At 61.8% G+C, this 15,290-nt stretch carries 19 protein-coding genes; 11 read left to right on the forward strand and 8 right to left on the reverse strand.

All coding sequences use genetic code 11. The features are described 5' to 3' along the window. The 4 genes from EN932_RS05410 to phoB form a co-directional block, all read left to right on the forward strand. A partial coding sequence (locus EN932_RS05410) for an ABC transporter permease subunit (protein WP_128368757.1) occupies positions 1–397 on the forward strand: 397 nt, incomplete at its 5' end. Positions 398–414: 17 nt separating this feature from the next. Further along, entirely contained in the window at positions 415–1,233 is an 819-nt protein-coding gene (gene pstB / locus EN932_RS05415; RefSeq protein WP_013529271.1) for a phosphate ABC transporter ATP-binding protein PstB, read from the forward strand. A 26-nt stretch (positions 1,234–1,259) separates the two neighbouring features. Continuing rightward, positions 1,260–1,967, forward strand: coding sequence for a phosphate signaling complex protein PhoU (gene phoU, locus EN932_RS05420; protein WP_013529272.1), 708 nt, complete (start codon positions 1,260–1,262; stop codon positions 1,965–1,967). Positions 1,968–1,983: 16 nt separating this feature from the next. After that, on the forward strand, positions 1,984–2,673 hold the full coding sequence (phoB, locus tag EN932_RS05425) for a phosphate regulon transcriptional regulator PhoB (protein ID WP_010911896.1): 690 nt from the start codon (positions 1,984–1,986) through the stop codon (positions 2,671–2,673). Between the two features lie 16 nt (positions 2,674–2,689). On the opposite strand, the gene EN932_RS05430 is transcribed toward phoB, so the two are convergent. Continuing rightward, entirely contained in the window at positions 2,690–3,937 is a 1,248-nt protein-coding gene (locus tag EN932_RS05430) for an ROK family protein (RefSeq protein WP_127369808.1), read from the reverse strand. A gap of 269 nt (positions 3,938–4,206) precedes the next feature. Between EN932_RS05430 and xylF the strand changes: the two genes are divergently transcribed. The 4 genes from xylF (at position 4,207) to EN932_RS05450 (ending at position 9,310) form a co-directional block, all read left to right on the forward strand. Continuing rightward, the gene (gene xylF, locus EN932_RS05435) at positions 4,207–5,247 is read left to right on the forward strand and encodes a D-xylose ABC transporter substrate-binding protein (protein ID WP_013529274.1); all 1,041 of its coding nucleotides are present in this window, start codon (positions 4,207–4,209) and stop codon (positions 5,245–5,247) included. Positions 5,248–5,389: 142 nt separating this feature from the next. Next, entirely contained in the window at positions 5,390–6,742 is a 1,353-nt protein-coding gene (locus EN932_RS05440) for a sugar ABC transporter permease (RefSeq protein WP_013529275.1), read from the forward strand. A gap of 11 nt (positions 6,743–6,753) precedes the next feature. After that, positions 6,754–7,554, forward strand: coding sequence for an ATP-binding cassette domain-containing protein (locus EN932_RS05445; RefSeq protein WP_013529276.1), 801 nt, complete (start codon positions 6,754–6,756; stop codon positions 7,552–7,554). 127 nt (positions 7,555–7,681) lie between these two features. After that, positions 7,682–9,310, forward strand: a complete 1,629-nt coding sequence (locus EN932_RS05450; protein ID WP_127369333.1) for a CHASE domain-containing protein — start codon at positions 7,682–7,684, stop codon at positions 9,308–9,310. 95 nt (positions 9,311–9,405) lie between these two features. On the opposite strand, the gene EN932_RS05455 is transcribed toward EN932_RS05450, so the two are convergent. The 6 genes from EN932_RS05455 to EN932_RS05480 form a co-directional block, all read right to left on the reverse strand. Then, positions 9,406–9,651, reverse strand: coding sequence for a YMGG-like glycine zipper-containing protein (locus EN932_RS05455; protein WP_013529278.1), 246 nt, complete (start codon positions 9,649–9,651; stop codon positions 9,406–9,408). Between the two features lie 83 nt (positions 9,652–9,734). Beyond that, on the reverse strand, positions 9,735–10,061 hold the full coding sequence (locus tag EN932_RS05460) for a hypothetical protein (RefSeq protein ID WP_013529279.1): 327 nt from the start codon (positions 10,059–10,061) through the stop codon (positions 9,735–9,737). A 121-nt stretch (positions 10,062–10,182) separates the two neighbouring features. Then, a complete protein-coding gene (locus tag EN932_RS05465; protein ID WP_013529280.1) occupies positions 10,183–10,362 on the reverse strand; it encodes a hypothetical protein in 180 nt (59 codons plus the stop codon). 123 nt (positions 10,363–10,485) lie between these two features. Further along, positions 10,486–11,517, reverse strand: coding sequence for a sensor histidine kinase (locus EN932_RS05470; RefSeq protein ID WP_063169141.1), 1,032 nt, complete (start codon positions 11,515–11,517; stop codon positions 10,486–10,488). A 179-nt stretch (positions 11,518–11,696) separates the two neighbouring features. Continuing rightward, entirely contained in the window at positions 11,697–11,864 is a 168-nt protein-coding gene (locus tag EN932_RS05475) for a DUF1328 domain-containing protein (protein WP_013529282.1), read from the reverse strand. 226 nt (positions 11,865–12,090) lie between these two features. Continuing rightward, positions 12,091–12,885, reverse strand: coding sequence for a response regulator (locus EN932_RS05480; protein WP_013529283.1), 795 nt, complete (start codon positions 12,883–12,885; stop codon positions 12,091–12,093). A 213-nt stretch (positions 12,886–13,098) separates the two neighbouring features. On the opposite strand from EN932_RS05480, the gene EN932_RS05485 reads away from it, so the two are divergent. Both EN932_RS05485 and EN932_RS05490 read left to right on the forward strand, forming a co-directional pair. Further along, positions 13,099–13,302, forward strand: coding sequence for a NepR family anti-sigma factor (locus tag EN932_RS05485; RefSeq protein ID WP_032809255.1), 204 nt, complete (start codon positions 13,099–13,101; stop codon positions 13,300–13,302). A 3-nt stretch (positions 13,303–13,305) separates the two neighbouring features. Then, positions 13,306–13,857, forward strand: a complete 552-nt coding sequence (locus tag EN932_RS05490) for an RNA polymerase sigma factor (protein WP_013529285.1) — start codon at positions 13,306–13,308, stop codon at positions 13,855–13,857. Between the two features lie 13 nt (positions 13,858–13,870). Here the strand turns inward: EN932_RS05490 and EN932_RS05495 are convergent, their stop codons facing one another. Continuing rightward, positions 13,871–14,242 carry a response regulator gene (locus EN932_RS05495; protein ID WP_027163154.1) on the reverse strand — a complete coding sequence of 124 codons (372 nt, stop codon included), beginning with the start codon at positions 14,240–14,242 and terminating at the stop codon, positions 13,871–13,873. Between the two features lie 168 nt (positions 14,243–14,410). On the opposite strand from EN932_RS05495, the gene EN932_RS05500 reads away from it, so the two are divergent. Continuing rightward, on the forward strand, positions 14,411–15,172 hold the full coding sequence (locus tag EN932_RS05500) for a Crp/Fnr family transcriptional regulator (RefSeq protein WP_063173193.1): 762 nt from the start codon (positions 14,411–14,413) through the stop codon (positions 15,170–15,172). The last annotated feature ends 118 nt before the right edge of the window (positions 15,173–15,290 follow it).

Here is a 15,290-nt window from a genome sequence, read left to right on the forward strand (position 1 = left end):
CATCATCGCGACGCGCGCCGCGCTTGCTGCGGTGCCGCCGTCGATCCGCTCGGCAGCTCTCGGTCTTGGCGCCTCCAAGATGCAGATGGTGTTCCAGCACATCCTGCCGCTTGCCGCGCCCGGCATCCTCACCGGCACCATCATCGGTCTTGCGCGCGCGCTCGGCGAAACCGCGCCGCTGCTGTTGATCGGCATGGTCGCCTTCGTCGCCGATCCACCGACGACGCCTTTCGATCCGGCCACCGCGCTGCCGGTGCAGATCTATATGTGGGCGAACGAGGCCGAACGCGCCTTCGTCGAGCGTATGTCCGGCGCCATCATCATCCTGCTCGTCTTCCTCATGGCCATGAACATCACCGCGATCGTGCTTCGGCGTCGGTTCGAGCGGCGCTGGTAGAAAAAAGGCATTTTGGTATGAACATCATGACCGAACAGTCCCTTGAAAACGCAGTGGGCGACAAGATGAAGTCGAACGAAGTGATAAAAATGCGCGGCGACAAGGTCGGCGTGTTCTACGGCGAGAAGCAGGCGCTGTTCGACGTCGATCTCGACGTCCGCCTGAACCAGGTGACGGCGCTGATCGGCCCCTCCGGCTGCGGCAAGTCCACCTTCCTGCGCTGCCTCAACCGCATGAACGACACCATCGATTCAGCACGGGTAACCGGCAAGATCACGCTCGACGAAGAGGACATCTACGACAAGAACATCGATGTCGTCGAACTCAGGGCGCGCGTCGGCATGGTGTTCCAGAAACCCAATCCGTTCCCAAAGTCGATCTACGAGAACGTCGCCTATGGTCCGCGCATCCACGGATTGGCCAAGCGCAAGGCCGACATGGATCAGATCGTCGAGTCCAGCCTGAAGAAGGCGGCGATCTGGAACGAGGTCAAGGACCGTTTGCAGGAACCTGGCACGGGTCTTTCCGGTGGCCAGCAGCAGCGCCTGTGCATTGCACGCGCCATCGCCGTGTCACCCGAGGTGATCCTGATGGACGAACCGTGTTCGGCGCTCGACCCGATCGCCACCGCTCGCGTCGAGGAACTTATCGACGAACTGCGTCAGAACTATACGATCGTCATCGTCACCCATTCGATGCAGCAGGCAGCGCGCGTGTCGCAGCGCACCGCGATGTTTCATCTTGGCTATCTGGTCGAGGAGGGCGCCACCGACAAGATGTTCACCACCCCCGACGACAAACGCACCCAGGACTACATCACCGGCCGGTTCGGCTGATCTCTGGCATATGAGGGACGAAGATCATGGGTGAACATACCGTCGCATCTTTCGATGAGGATCTGGAGCAGATCAGCCAGCTGATCCGCGACATGGGCGATCTCGCCCGCTCGATGGTCGGTGGCTCGACCAGGGCTTTGCTCAATTCGGACAATGCGCTGGCGCAGCGGGTGGTTTCCGACGACGCCATCATGGATGCACGCCAGCGCGAGCTGGACGATCGTGCTATCACGCTGATCGCCAAGCGCCAGCCAATGGCCAACGATCTGCGTGCGGTAGTCGGTTCGATCCGCATGGCCGGCGACCTCGAGCGCATCGGTGACCTTGCCAAGAACATCGCCAAGCGCGTCGGCACTGTCGGGCTGAGCGTCACGCCGCACGACCTTTCGCATTCGATCGACGCGATGGCGCAGCTGGTGCTGATCCAGGTGCAGGGGGTCGTCGACGAGTATGCCGCCGCTGACGCGGCAGCGCTTGCCACGCTCAGAAACAATGATGAACGCATCGACGTCAAATACACATCGGTGTTCCGCGAACTGCTGACCTACATGATGGAAGATCCGCGCAACATCACGGCGTGCACGCACCTGTTGTTTTGCGCCAAGAACCTCGAGCGGATCGGCGACCACGTGACCAACATCGCCGAAAATGCCTATTATGTTTTGACCGGCACGCAGTTGCCAGCCAATCGTCCGAAGCAGGACGAGACGGCAATGTCCGCGCCAGCGGCATGACAGGGGTGACCAGCCGATGATCGCGCCACGCATCATGGTGGTGGAGGATGAGGAGCCGCTAGGCGTGCTGCTCCGCTACAATCTCGAATCCGAAGGTTACCAGGTCGAGGTGGTGACGCGCGGCGACGAGGCCGAAATCCGGCTGCAGGAGAACGTTCCAGACCTTCTGGTGCTCGACTGGATGGTGCCTGCGGTTTCCGGTATCGAACTCTGCCGCCGGCTAAGGATGCGTCCCGAGACCGAGCGGCTGCCGATCATCATGCTGACCGCGCGAGGCGAGGAAAGCGACCGCGTGCGCGGCCTCTCGACCGGTGCCGACGACTATCTGGTCAAGCCTTTCTCGACGCCGGAGTTCATGGCCAGGGTCAAGGCGCTGCTGCGCCGGGCCAAGCCGGAAGTGCTGTCCAGCGTGCTCAAGGTCGGCGATATCGTGCTCGATCGCGAATCGCACCGTGTCTATCGCAAGAAGAGCGAAATCCGGCTCGGGCCGACGGAATTCCGCCTGCTTGAATTCATGATGCGCCATCCAGGCCGCGTGTTCTCGCGCAGCCAACTGCTCGACAATGTCTGGGGCGAGACGATCTACATCGACGAACGCACGGTCGATGTGCATGTCGGCCGGCTGCGCAAGGCGGTCAACAACGGCCGTATGCCCGATGTCATCCGCACCATCCGTGGGGCGGGTTACGCCATTCGCGAGGACTGAACTCCCTCGTTTGAACTCACGCCACGTTCTTGCCGCCGAGACCGGATCTCGCCTGCACGCCCGGCGCAAAAATCTCCTGATCGACGAAGATCAGCGCCCGCATGGCGCAGCCTTCGCGGATCAGCGGCAGTTCGTTCGGCTCGGTGTCGAAGGAAATCGACTTGGAATGCTGGCCGCCGGCGGTCTGGGCAATCGCTTGCCGCAATGCCGGCTCGATCAGGTCGAAGGCGGCGGCGCTGACGCCGACCATGGCGACGGGGGCCGGATCGATCAGCGCGAACAGGCTGCCGAGGCCGTAGCCGAGCGCTTCGCCAGCCTTGCGGTAGGCTTCCCGCTCCGGTCCGTCCCTCTCGCGGGCGGCGGCAGCCAGGGCGCGCATGTCGGCGTCGCTGACATCGGCGACGGGTTCTGCATCCTCGCCCATCTGCCGCGCGTTGCGCCAGATGGCATAATTGCCGGCATAGGCTTCGACGCAGCCGCGCCGTCCGCAGCGACACAGCGCCCCGTTCGGCCGATGAATCATGTGGCCGAATTCGCCGCCCGAGGAATGGGTGCCGGTGAACAATTCGCCCTTCAGCACCAGCCCCATGCCGATGCCGTGCGACAAAAGGATAGCGATGAAATCGTCGCGGTAACGATCGGGATCGCGCCAGCGCAGCGCCACCGCCATCATGTTGCAGTCGTTCTCCATAATGGCGGGGACGCCGAACTCCTCTTCGAATATGTCGGCGAAGGCGATGTCGGTGTGCGGCGTGATCGGCGACCACAGCATGGCGCGGGCACGGGTGTCGGTGATGCCCTGGACGGCCAGCGCGATACGAGCGATGCTGCGCACGTCCAGGTCGGGATCTTCCAGGCGGCGCCGCACGATTGCCGTGCACTCACCGATCAGCGAGTCGCGCGACATCGTCAGCGTGTCGAGCCGACGCTGTTCCTCGGATATTACCTGGCCGGCATAGTCGATGACGGCGACCGAGAGGAAGTTCAGCGACAGCACCACGGTCATTACCGCGGCCGCTTCCGGATTGAGGCTGAGGCCGACCTGCGGACGGCCGCGTTTGAGCGAGCCGGCCTCGCTCGGCTTGCTTTCGGTCAGGATGCCTTCGACGATCAGGTCGGATGAGATCGCCGAGATCGTCGAATGGCTGAGGCTTGTGGTTGCGGCGATCTCGGTGCGCGACGGCTGTCCGGCGCGGCGCACCGCGGCGATCACCATCGCGCGGTTGCGGCGGCGCAAATCGTCGTGGCGGATTCCGACCGACATGCTCTTTCATATCCTCCCGGTCGCCGCGGTTCTTCCTGCCCTGGAACGCTGTCGGTGACGCGGTCAAATACTGGCAGAAGCCGCGCGCCGTGTCATTTATTTATTCCGAGGCCCGAAAAAAATTCGAGACGACATCAAAATCCATCAGAATCGATGTTGACAGCGTTCGGGCGTTGGCCCAGTATTTTTTCGAGGCTCGAAAAAATAGGGCCTCTGTGCCGGCCCTCGGGCCAGTTTGGTCGCGCCATACGCGGCGCAGGGAGGATAATATGAAAAGATTCACAGCCGCCATCCTGGCGGGTGCCGCCATGTCGCTGACGCTCGCGTCTGTCGCGCAGGCGAAGGACAAGGTCGTCGGCGTTTCGTGGTCCAATTTCCAGGAGGAACGCTGGAAGACCGACGAGGCCGCCATGAAGACGGCGATCGAGGCCGCCGGCGACAAGTACATCTCCGCCGATGCGCAGTCCAATCCCGGCAAGCAGCTTACCGACGTCGAAAGCCTGATCTCGCAGGGCGCCAATTCCCTGATCATCCTGGCGCAGGATGCTTCGGCCATCGGCCCGGCCGTGCAGAAGGCGCTGGACGAAGGCATTCCGGTCGTCGGCTATGACCGGTTGATCGAGAACAAGGACGTTTTCTATCTGACCTTCGACAACAAGGAAGTCGGCCGCATGCAGGCCCGCGAAGTGTTCAAGGTCAAGCCGGAAGGCAACTACGTCTTCATCAAGGGCTCCGGTGCCGATCCCAATGCCGACTTCCTGTTCTCGGGCTCGATGGAAGTGCTCAAGGAAGCCATTGACAGCGGCAAGATCAAGAATGTCGGCGAAGCCTACACGGATGGCTGGCTGCCCGCCAACGCCCAGAAGAACATGGAACAGTTCCTGACCGCCAACGACAACAAGGTCGACGCGGTGGTCGCGGCCAATGACGGCACTGCCGGTGGCGTCGTCGCGGCGCTGACGGCTCAAGGCTTGGCCGGCACCGTGCCGGTCTCGGGGCAGGACGGCGACCACGCCGCGCTGAACCGCATCGCCCTGGGCACGCAAACCGTGTCGGTGTGGAAGGACGCGCGCGAGCTCGGCAAGAATGCCGCCGAGATCGCCTCGCAACTGGCCGACGGCAAGAAGACGAGCGACATCGCCGGCGCCAAGGACTTCACGACGCCGGGCGGCAACACCGTCAAGTCGCTGTTCCTGACTCCGGTTGCCATCACCAAGGACAATCTCAACGTCGTCATCGACGCTGGCTGGATCAAGAAGGACGAAGTCTGCGCGGGTGTCGCTGCCGGCACCGTCGCGGCCTGTAACTGATCCGGACCACTTCGAAATATCTGAACGCCGCGGCCCAAAAGCCGCGGCGTTTTCTCAAAGAATTGTGTTTCCGCATCATGCGGATAGCTTCTAGGCTGGGCTCCGGCATGCGCGTCAGACGGCCAGCCGGTGGGAGGAAATCATGACCGACACGACGTCCAACCCGCAGGCCGATACGGCGCGCGCGTCGGAACTCGGCGCCGTCGCCCGGTTCCTGAAGGCGACCGAGATCGACACCCGGATGCTCGGCATGATCGGCGCGCTGCTGGTCATCTGGATTGGGCTGCATGTCATTTCCAGCCTGCGCCTCGGCGTCAACCCGCTCGATTTCGACAGCCGCACCTTTCTCACGCCGCGCAATCTGTGGAACCTGTCGGTGCAGACATCCGCGGTCGCCATCATGGCCTGCGGCATGGTGCTGGTCATCGTCATGCGCAACATCGACCTGTCGGTCGGTTCCGCCGAGGGCCTGATCGGCATGGTGATGGGATTTGCCCAGGTGCATTTCCTGGTGCGTTTTGTCGGGCTCGAACTCGGCAATCCGTGGATCTGGGTCCTGGCGCTGGTCATCGGCCTGGCGCTCGGCCTGTTGATCGGCGCCTTTCAAGGCTTCGTCATCGCCTATCTCGAAGTGCCCGCCTTTATCGTGACGCTGGGCGGCCTGCTGGTCTGGCGCGGTGCTGCCTGGTGGGTCACATCAGGCCAGACCGTGGCGCCGCTTAACGCCACCTTTCAGCTGATGGGCGGCGGGCCGGCGGGATCGATCGGCGCAACCTGGAGCTGGGTTGTCGGGATCGTCGCCTGCCTCGCCGTGGTGTTTGGGCTGTTCAACGGGCGGGTGCAGCGCAAGCGTTTCCGTTTTCCGCTACGTCCGATCTGGGCCGAGGCGCTGCTCGGTGTCGTCACCTGCGGCGCCATCATGGGTGCGGTCTGGCTCGCCAACTCCTACCCCTGGCCGATCGGCATCGTGAACAGATATGCGGCCGCCAACAACATCACCGTTCCCGAAGGCGGCCTGTTCATCGCCCACGGTATCGCCATACCGGTGCTGATGGCGGTCGCCGTCGGGCTGGTCATGACCTTCATCACCAACCGCACCCGTTTCGGCCGCTATGTCTTCGCCATCGGCGGCAATCCCGAGGCGGCCAATCTCGCCGGCATCAACACGCGCTGGATCACCATGAAGGTGTTCATGATCATGGGCGTGCTGGCCACGATTGCCGCGGCGATCTCCTCGGCCCGGCAGAATTCGGCCACCAACGTGCTTGGAACGCTCGACGAGCTGCTCGTCATTGCAGCCGCCGTGATCGGTGGCACATCGCTAGCCGGCGGGTCGGGAACGATCATCGGCGCCATGCTCGGCGCCCTGCTGATGCAGTCGCTGCAGTCCGGCATGGTGCTGCTTGGTGTCGACTCGCCGCTGCAGAGCATCGTCGTCGGCGCCGTACTGGTGATCGCCGTGTGGCTCGACACCGTCTATCGCAAGCGCGTCTAGGAGGGCATGCCATGACTGACAAGACTGCTCCTGCAGCCACCGCGCTGATCGACATGAGGAACATCTCGATCGCGTTTGGCGGCATCCGCGCCGTCGACGACGCCTCGATCGATCTTTTCCCCGGCGAGGTCGTGGCGCTGCTCGGCCATAATGGCGCCGGCAAGTCGACATTGATCAAGATCCTGTCCGGCGCCTACAAGCGCGATTCGGGCCAGATCTTCGTCAACGGCGAGGAGGCATCGATCTCCAACCCGCGCGACGCCAAGAAATACGGCATCGAGACGATCTACCAGACGCTGGCGTTGGCCGACAATGTCGACGCCGCCGCCAATCTGTTCCTCGGCCGCGAGTTGATGACCGCCTGGGGCACGCTCGACGACGTTGCCATGGAGGCCGAGGCGCGCAAGGTGATGGGTCGGCTCAATCCCCGGTTCCAGCGTTTCAAGGAGCCGGTGATCAAGCTGTCGGGCGGCCAGCGGCAATCGGTGGCGATCGCGCGTGCGATCCTGTTCAACGCCCGCATCCTGATCATGGACGAGCCGACGGCCGCACTTGGTCCGCAGGAAACGGCGCAGGTCGGCGAACTGGTCAAGCAGCTCAAGTCCGACGGCATCGGCATCTTCCTGATCAGCCACGACATCCACGATGTGTTCGAGCTTGCCGACCGGGTCTGCGTCATGAAGAACGGCCAGGTGGTCGGCACCGCCCGCACCACTGATGTCACCCAGGACGAGGTGCTGGGCATGATCATTCTGGGCAAATGCCCGCCAGGCGCCATTCCCGGACCGGGCGCGCTGAAGATCGCGGCCTGAGATCAAGCCAGATCGCGGTTGCCGGACACGTGATATGCCAGCCGTAGGGATGGCTTGGCCTTGGCATTGTGTTGGCAGGGCGACTTGCGCATAAAGGTCCGACATTGCTCAGGGACCGCACGATCCGTTGAAGAAGCTTTTCCCGATCATCGCCTTTATCGCCGTCGCGCTGATCAGCATGGTGATGGCAGGTTTTGCCTACTTCGCCACGCAGGAAGCCGCGCGCATCAAGTTCGAGGCGACTGCCGACGATGCGCTCAACCGGATCGAGAGCCGCATCGACCTGCATCTGTCGCTGCTGCGCTCGACGCAGGCCCTGTTCGACGCCCGCAATGGCGATATTTCTCGCAATGAGTTCAAGGCCTTCTTCACCGCGCTCGATGTCGACAAGAATTTCGCCGGCTTGCGCGGTATCGGCTTCCTCAGGCTGGCAAAGACGGGCGACGAGGCGACGGTCGAACGCGACATGCTGCACGATTATGGCGTCAGTCATCCAATCTACCCGGATACCACGCAACCCTGGCGCACCCCTATCGTGCTGTTCGAACCGCTGGATCCATCCAATCAAGCCGGCATCGGCTACGACATGTTCAGCGAACCGGTGCGGCGTGCGGCGATCGAAAAGGCGATGTCCGACGACCAGCAGCATGCCAGCGGGCTGGTGCAGCTAGGCCAGGACACGGGCGCCGCGCAGACGTTCACCGGCTTCTTCGTTTTCGTGCGGCTCAATGTCGAAACCGCTCCCGACGTCATCAATGCTTCGAGATCCTCGACATCAGGTTTTCTCTATGCGGCCTTTCGGGCTCGCGATCTGTTCCAGACCGCGCTCAGCCGGTCGCCGCTTTTGCCGGTCAACACCGAAATCTATGATGGCGATGGTGCCGTGAACGGCGACAATCTGTTGTTCCGGTCGGAGACGCCGCCGGCTTCCACTTTCGGGAACAGGCTGCTGGTCACGCGAAAGATCATCGTCGCCGGACAGCCATGGACTGTCCTGTTCCGGCCGACAAGCGCCTTCTCGCAGCCGTCGTCGCGCGCCATTCCGGTGATGCTGGGGCTGTTCGGCCTGCTGTTGGCGGGCGCAATCGCGCTTGTGGCGCGCTATCAGGAGCGGGCCTATGAGGCAGCGTCGCGATTGCACGAAACGACGGAAAAGAGCCTGATCGAAAAAGACCTGATGCTGCAGGAGATGAAGCATCGCATCAAGAATTCGATCACCAGGGTGCTGGCGATCGCGCGTCAGACGGCATCGCGGGCGACCGACGTCAACGAGTTTTCAGCGTCCTTCTCGGCCAGGCTGCAGGCGATGGCGGCCTCCCAGGACATGCTGACGCGCTCACGCTGGCAGAAGGCCGATCTTGGCGATCTCCTGCGCATCGAGCTGGGTCAGGTGTTCGGCAAGGAGCTGCCCGATGAGCTGTTGTCGGGACCACAGGTGCTGCTCGACGAAACCACGACGCAAGCGCTCGGCCTGACCTTCCACGAACTGGCGACGAATGCGCTGAAATACGGCGAGGCCGGCAATTCCGTTGGGGCGCTGAAGGTGGACTGGTCGCTCGAAGGCCGAGGGCGCGACAGGATGCTGGCTCTCAACTGGCGCGAAAACGGGCAGAAGAAACTTGAAGCGCCCGCCGAGACCGGATTCGGCACCAAGCTGATCGACCTCAACGTGACGCGCGAATTGCGCGGTACGATCAAACGGGATTACCAAGCCAATGGGCTGAACGTGGAAATCAAAATTCCACTCGCCAATTGAGCGCGACCGTTGCCGACAAGGGGGAAGCATCCAGACATCAAAAACCCGGAAGCCGGCGGACCGGCCTCCGGATCGACGTTTCGATTATCGCCGAATTAGTTGCAGCGAGCCGTGTAGATCCGGCCGCGATGATCGCGATATTGGCAATAGCCGTTGCGCAGGTTGCGCACCAGCAGGCCGGAACCGGCACCCACGGCCGCGCCGATCAGCGCGCCCTTACCGCCGCCGACCAAGCCGCCGACACCGGCGCCGATCAAGCCGCCGCCAACCACGTCCTTCTCAGTCGAGGTGCAGCCGCTGACCGCGACCACCGCAACCAGGGCAATAATCATCTTCCGCATAGAGTCACTCCTCACTTTGTGTCCTCACTTTAGTAAGCTCCAGCCGCCATTTAGCATGAAATGACGGCCTTTGCTGCTGCAATCTATTGTTGGTGAAGATAGTCTTTTTCTGGGCGTATCGTGTTCGATGCCATTACCAGGCTGGAAATTGCCAAAGACGCGTCAAGCGTACCATCGGCGCGCACATTCCAGACGATCTGATCATAGTCGTCCTCAAGCGCCGGATCGACCGCAAGGCATTTGGCGACGATGTGGTCAGCCTGCCCTTGCACGTCGCCCAAGACGAATGGGCGTTCGGCCACGCATTGCTCGGCCGTCGCGAAAACGCTTACGGGCACCTGGAGTTCACGGCAGTCGGCCATCGTGTTCGAGCAACCGATGACCAGCAACAATGCAGCGATATGTTCCATGGCGAGAAGTCCTCTCGCCATAGTAACGGTCTACATTCGCCAAAGTTCCTGGCTGGCTTGATCGGCCGGGGAAATAAGATGGCGCTACAGCCGATTCGGCCACCGGCCGAAACGACGTGGCCTAGTAGACCAGTTGGTGCAGGGCGACCGCCATGATCACCGCCACCAAGGCCAGCGCAACAAGGCGCAAAGCTCCGTTGGGAACAGGAGCCAGCGGTGGCGCGGAAGCCTCGGAGTCCTCAAACTCGCCCATGGAAATCCGGGCGGCCTGCTCCAGTCTGTTCATGTCGGCAACCGTCAAGGCATTCCTCCCACCATACTGCAAATCCTGCTGCGGAAATGTTCGGTGATGCAACAAGTTCCAGCGGTATCTGGGAAAAACAGCATCTGCTTTTATGGTGAACGGCGGGTTAAGGAAGGTCGCTCAATCCGTCTCGAAATTGCCGTGCGGAACGACAAGGCGGTATTCAAGGCGGCCAGCCGCGATTTCGAGCGTCGCCGTTCCGTTCAGTGACGCCGGCACGACCCGTTCGAGTGCGACGCTGCCGAAGCGCTTCTCGCTACGCCTGACATCACTGGCGCCGATTGCCTCCGCCCATGTCAGGGACAGGGAGGTTCCCGTGTCGTCGGCGGTCAGGTTGGCTGTAACATTGACGTACCCGCCGGGCCGCGACAGGGCGCCGTAGCTCACCGAATTGACGGCGAGTTCATGCATCGCAAGGCCGATATGCAAGGCAGCGTTGGGATTGAGATAGGGGTTTGCCCCCTGAAACCTCAGGCTGCGAACCGGATCGCCGCCATAGCGGCCAACCTGGCCCGACACGAGTTCGCGAAGTGCTGCACCCCGCCAGTTGGAAGAGGTCACGAGATCCTGGGACGAGGCCAGCGATTGCAGCCGGCCGCGAAAGCGTGTCAGGAAATCGCCGATGCTGTCGGAGTAGCGGCCGGTCTGGGTGGCTATGCTCTGGATGATCGCCAGCAGGTTTTTCGAGCGATGGCTCACCTCTCGCAACAGCGTCGTCAGGGTCTGCTCGCGGCGCTTCTGCTCCGTCGTCTCGACCATCGTGGTGACGACGCCTTGCACGGTGCCACCATCGCCGTGATCGGCATCGATCCACACTTCGAACCAGCGGCTGCCATCCTCGACGGGAACGCTGATCTCGAGACGTTGGGGGTTGCCGGATGCAATGACGTCGCGCTTGGCCGCGCCGATGCGGTCGGCCTGCGCCTCCGGCAGGATGCCGATGCTGTCGGCGGTGTCCGAAACCCAGGGCGCACGCATGTTGCGCGCCCATACGGTTTTCATCTCGCGATCCTGGTAGAGAACGGAAATGCCGGCATTGTGCAACGCGTGAAGAAGAGCACGGCCGAGCTGCATGCCGCTGTCGGCGGGATGGAGGGCGATGACTTCATCGCTTTGCACGGCGTCTTTCCTGTTTCCGGTCCTGGAACCCATCGGCCAATCTGTCCACCCAATTCAGGCTGAACGGCTCATCGTTGAATGGGTTCCAAACAGGTTTCCGGAAAACCCGCCGCCAAAAACGGTCCGCCGGACGGCGTCCTTTGAGGGACACCGCCCGGCGGTGGCTGGAAACCGTTTGAGGGGTGCGGCTTCCAGTGTTCGGCCGTCCGTCCTTACGAAGCCCGTTTGAACAGGCCCGCAAGAAGCGAAATGACCAGGAAGGCGAGGAAGATGAAAAACAATATCTGCGCTATGCCGGCGGAGGTACCGGCGATGCCGCCGAAACCAAGCGCGCCGGCGATGATGGCAACGACGAGAAATACGAGCGCCCAGTAAAGCATGATCCATCTCCTTCGAATGGTGCGATGAAAACGTGGGTGGTTGCGGTTTGTTCCCACCCTTTGCCGAAAAAGACCGTGCTTGCAAATCGTTCGAGCGGAACCGCAGGAATTCACCTCGCCGCCCGGGTGCATCAGGCGGCACGAAGTGACGAATTGATCATCTGGAGAGATTCGGGAGCGAGGCTATCGCCTTGGGTTCGTCAATTCCTCCACTCCCAATTCCCGACTATGCGGCGGCTTTCGCCTGCCGGTCAAAGAACAGTGCCTGGCTGATCAGCGCCTTGACCATGTCGGGATTGAACGGCTTGGTGACCAGGAAGGCCGGTTCCGGTCGTTCACCAGTCAACAGGCGCTCGGGGAAGGCGGTGATGAAGATGACCGGCACCGACGTCGATGACAGGATTTCGTTCACGGCCTCGATGCCGGAACTGCCGTCGGCAAGCTGGATGTCGGCCAGCACCATCTTCGGTCGCGTCTTGCCGAACATCATCACTGCCTCGGCATGGGTGCGCGCCGTTCCAACGACGCGGTGCCCGAGGCTCTCGACCATTTCTTCGATATCCATGGCGATCAGCGGTTCATCCTCGATGATCAGAACGTCGGTTGCCACCTGACGGGATATCTCGTTGCTCGCCTGGGCAAGCAACTCTGAAAACTCCTGATCACCGACGTCAAGGATCTCAGCCGCTTCCTCCTCGCTGAAGCCTTCGACCGCCACGAGCAGGAAGGCCTGACGGGGCCGCGGCGCGATCGCATTCAGATTGGCGGCGGTGCGCTGTTCCCACGCCGATTGCGCCTGTTCCTGTGGAACGCGGATGGCGACCGATGTGAAAAGCTTGGCGAAAACCTTGTACAGCGCGATGCGGTCGCTCGATGCTTCGGGAAATATCTCGATATCGGCGATGATGGCTTCAAGCATCGCAGCGACCAGCGCGTCACCACTCTCTTGCGACCCGGAAACAGCCCGCGAGAAGCGGCGCAGGAAGGGCAGATGTGGTGCGATGGTGGCGGATAAGCTCATGGTAAGACGTCTCCCTCAGAATGACGCGATTGCGTAGCAGGTCAAGCTGACTGCAAGCCGTGATAACGCGGATTTTTTGAAAAAGTTCCACCTCGACGGAACAAAAGCCGGGGAGTGGCGTTTGTGGTGGGGATGGGCAACCAGACGAGGGCGCCGCTTGCGTTGTGTTGAGTACGGTAAGAGCGGCTTGAGCGCTGGGAATACAAGGGCAAAATGAAGGATATGACGAAAGATATTCTGACTGGCGCCGAGAGCAGGCGCCGGAACGGTTCTGGTGACGCTCTTGGGCCGAACTCCGAAATCGGACGCAAACTCAAACAATATTACGACGCGCTGGTCTCCGACGATGTGCCGGATCGCTTTTCCCAGTTGCTTAGCCAACTGGAACAGGCTGAACCCGCACAGAAGAAGGACTGAGGCATGGCCGCGGTCTCACAAGGCTTCAAGACTGATCTGCTTGGGGCAATCCCAAGTCTGCGCGCGTTTGCCGTGTCGCTGACGCAAAATGCCGATAAAGCCGACGACCTCGTCCAGGAAACACTCGTCAAGGCTTGGGACAAGCATGAGAGCTTCCAGCCCGGCACCAATCTCAAGGCCTGGCTTTTCACCATCCTGCGCAACGAGTTCTATTCGCAAATGCGCAAGCGCGGGCGCGAAGTGCAGGACAGCGACGGTATCATGACGGCCAGGCTTGCCGTTCATCCGGCCCAGCACGGTCAACTCGACCTGAAGGACTTTCGCGGGGCGCTGGAGCAGTTGCCGGAGGACCAACGCGAAGCCATCATCCTCATCGGCGCATCTGGTTTCTCCTACGAGGAGGCCGCGGAGATCTGCGGCTGCGCGGTGGGGACGATCAAGAGCCGCGTCAGCCGAGCCCGTACCCGCTTGCAGGAGATCCTGAAAATATCAGGTGAGGACGAGTATGGTCCGGACGCGATTTCGGCCCAGGTAACGAGTTCGCCGGCGAGCTGACCGCGATCGCGTCTCAAGCGCGTCCGCAGGCCGCCGCGACCGCTTGCACCAGGTCTTCGCCTGAGTAGGGTTTGCCAACCAGCCTGACGCCCGGAAACGATGCCTTGATTTCATCGGCATCCGAATAGCCGGACGCAAACACGAAAGGTATGCCTGCCGCGCGCAGCCCGGAAGCGAAATCGATCGTCGAGGCGCCGCCCAGCATCAAGTCGACAATGGCTGCATCGAATCGCGTGGCGACTTCCCGGCCATCGACCTCGGTCAGGTCACGGGCGATCACCACCTCATCGGCGCCATGATCGCGGCAAAGTTGCTCGACATCCATGGCGATGAGAAATTCGTCCTCCAAAACGAGAATCCGCAATCCGTCAAGCAATGTGGGCACAGGCAAAGACTCCTTGAAACGCCGGAGTCATGATCGCTAATTGGCTTGCTGTCATTTAAAAAAGACATGTGGCCAGCGGGCGGAACCTCAATCCTTGCAACGCGTTGAAACGCGGCTCTCCAAGAGCGGCTTTCGAAGGGGGTCGAGCGGGCTTTCGAAGGGGGCGAAATGTCAGTCCAGAACAATAACGCTTTCTCCAGCCGCCAATATCCCTGCGAGAACTGCCCATTGCGGCCGTTGCCGGTTTTCCGCGACTTCGAAAAACAGGAGCTGGCCTTCATCAGCAAATTCAAGAAGGGCGAACTCGCGGTCGACAAGGGCGACACGGTGCTGGTGGAGGGAAGCCATAGCGCCCATCTCTACACCGTGCTCTCCGGCTGGGCGTTTCGCTACAAGCTGCTGCGGGATGGCCGTCGCCAGATCCTCAATTATCTCATGCCCGGCGATCTGATCGGCCTGCAAGGCAGTGTGATGGGCGAGATGCAGCATTCCGTCGAGGCACTCTCACCGATGCTGCTGTGTGTTTTCGAGCGCGAATATCTGCACGAGCTGTACCGCAATCATCCCGGGCTGGCCTACGACATCACTTGGATCGCATCGCGCGAGGAGCGGATGCTGGACGAGAATCTGCTCAGCCTCGGGCGCCGCAGTGCGATCGAGCGCGCCGCCTATCTCATCGCCTTCATCGGCAGCCGGGCCAAGGTCGTCGGACTGAATGGCAGCCAATCCGTCCAGATACCGATCACGCAGCAGCACATTGCCGATACGCTCGGCCTGTCGCTGGTTCACACCAACAAGACGATCCGCAAGCTGATGGATCGCAAGCTGATCGTCTGGCGCGACGGCGGCTGCGCGGTCTCCGACAATGAAGGGCTCAAGCGGCTCGCCGGCTGGGAAGGACTGGGCGAGGCGCGCCGGCCACTAATCTGAGGAAGCGTCTTTTTGCGAAGCCGGCGGATCGGGTGCGCGCCGATGCGTTTTCGGCTACTTTGTCCGCAGTGCCGGAACCATGAGGCGCGCAGCGCGTTTGAAACCGAGCAATCACAAG

The sequence above is a fragment of the Mesorhizobium sp. M7A.F.Ca.US.002.01.1.1 genome, assembly GCF_004022955.1.
In the GTDB taxonomy this organism is placed as follows: domain Bacteria; phylum Pseudomonadota; class Alphaproteobacteria; order Rhizobiales; family Rhizobiaceae; genus Mesorhizobium; species Mesorhizobium ciceri.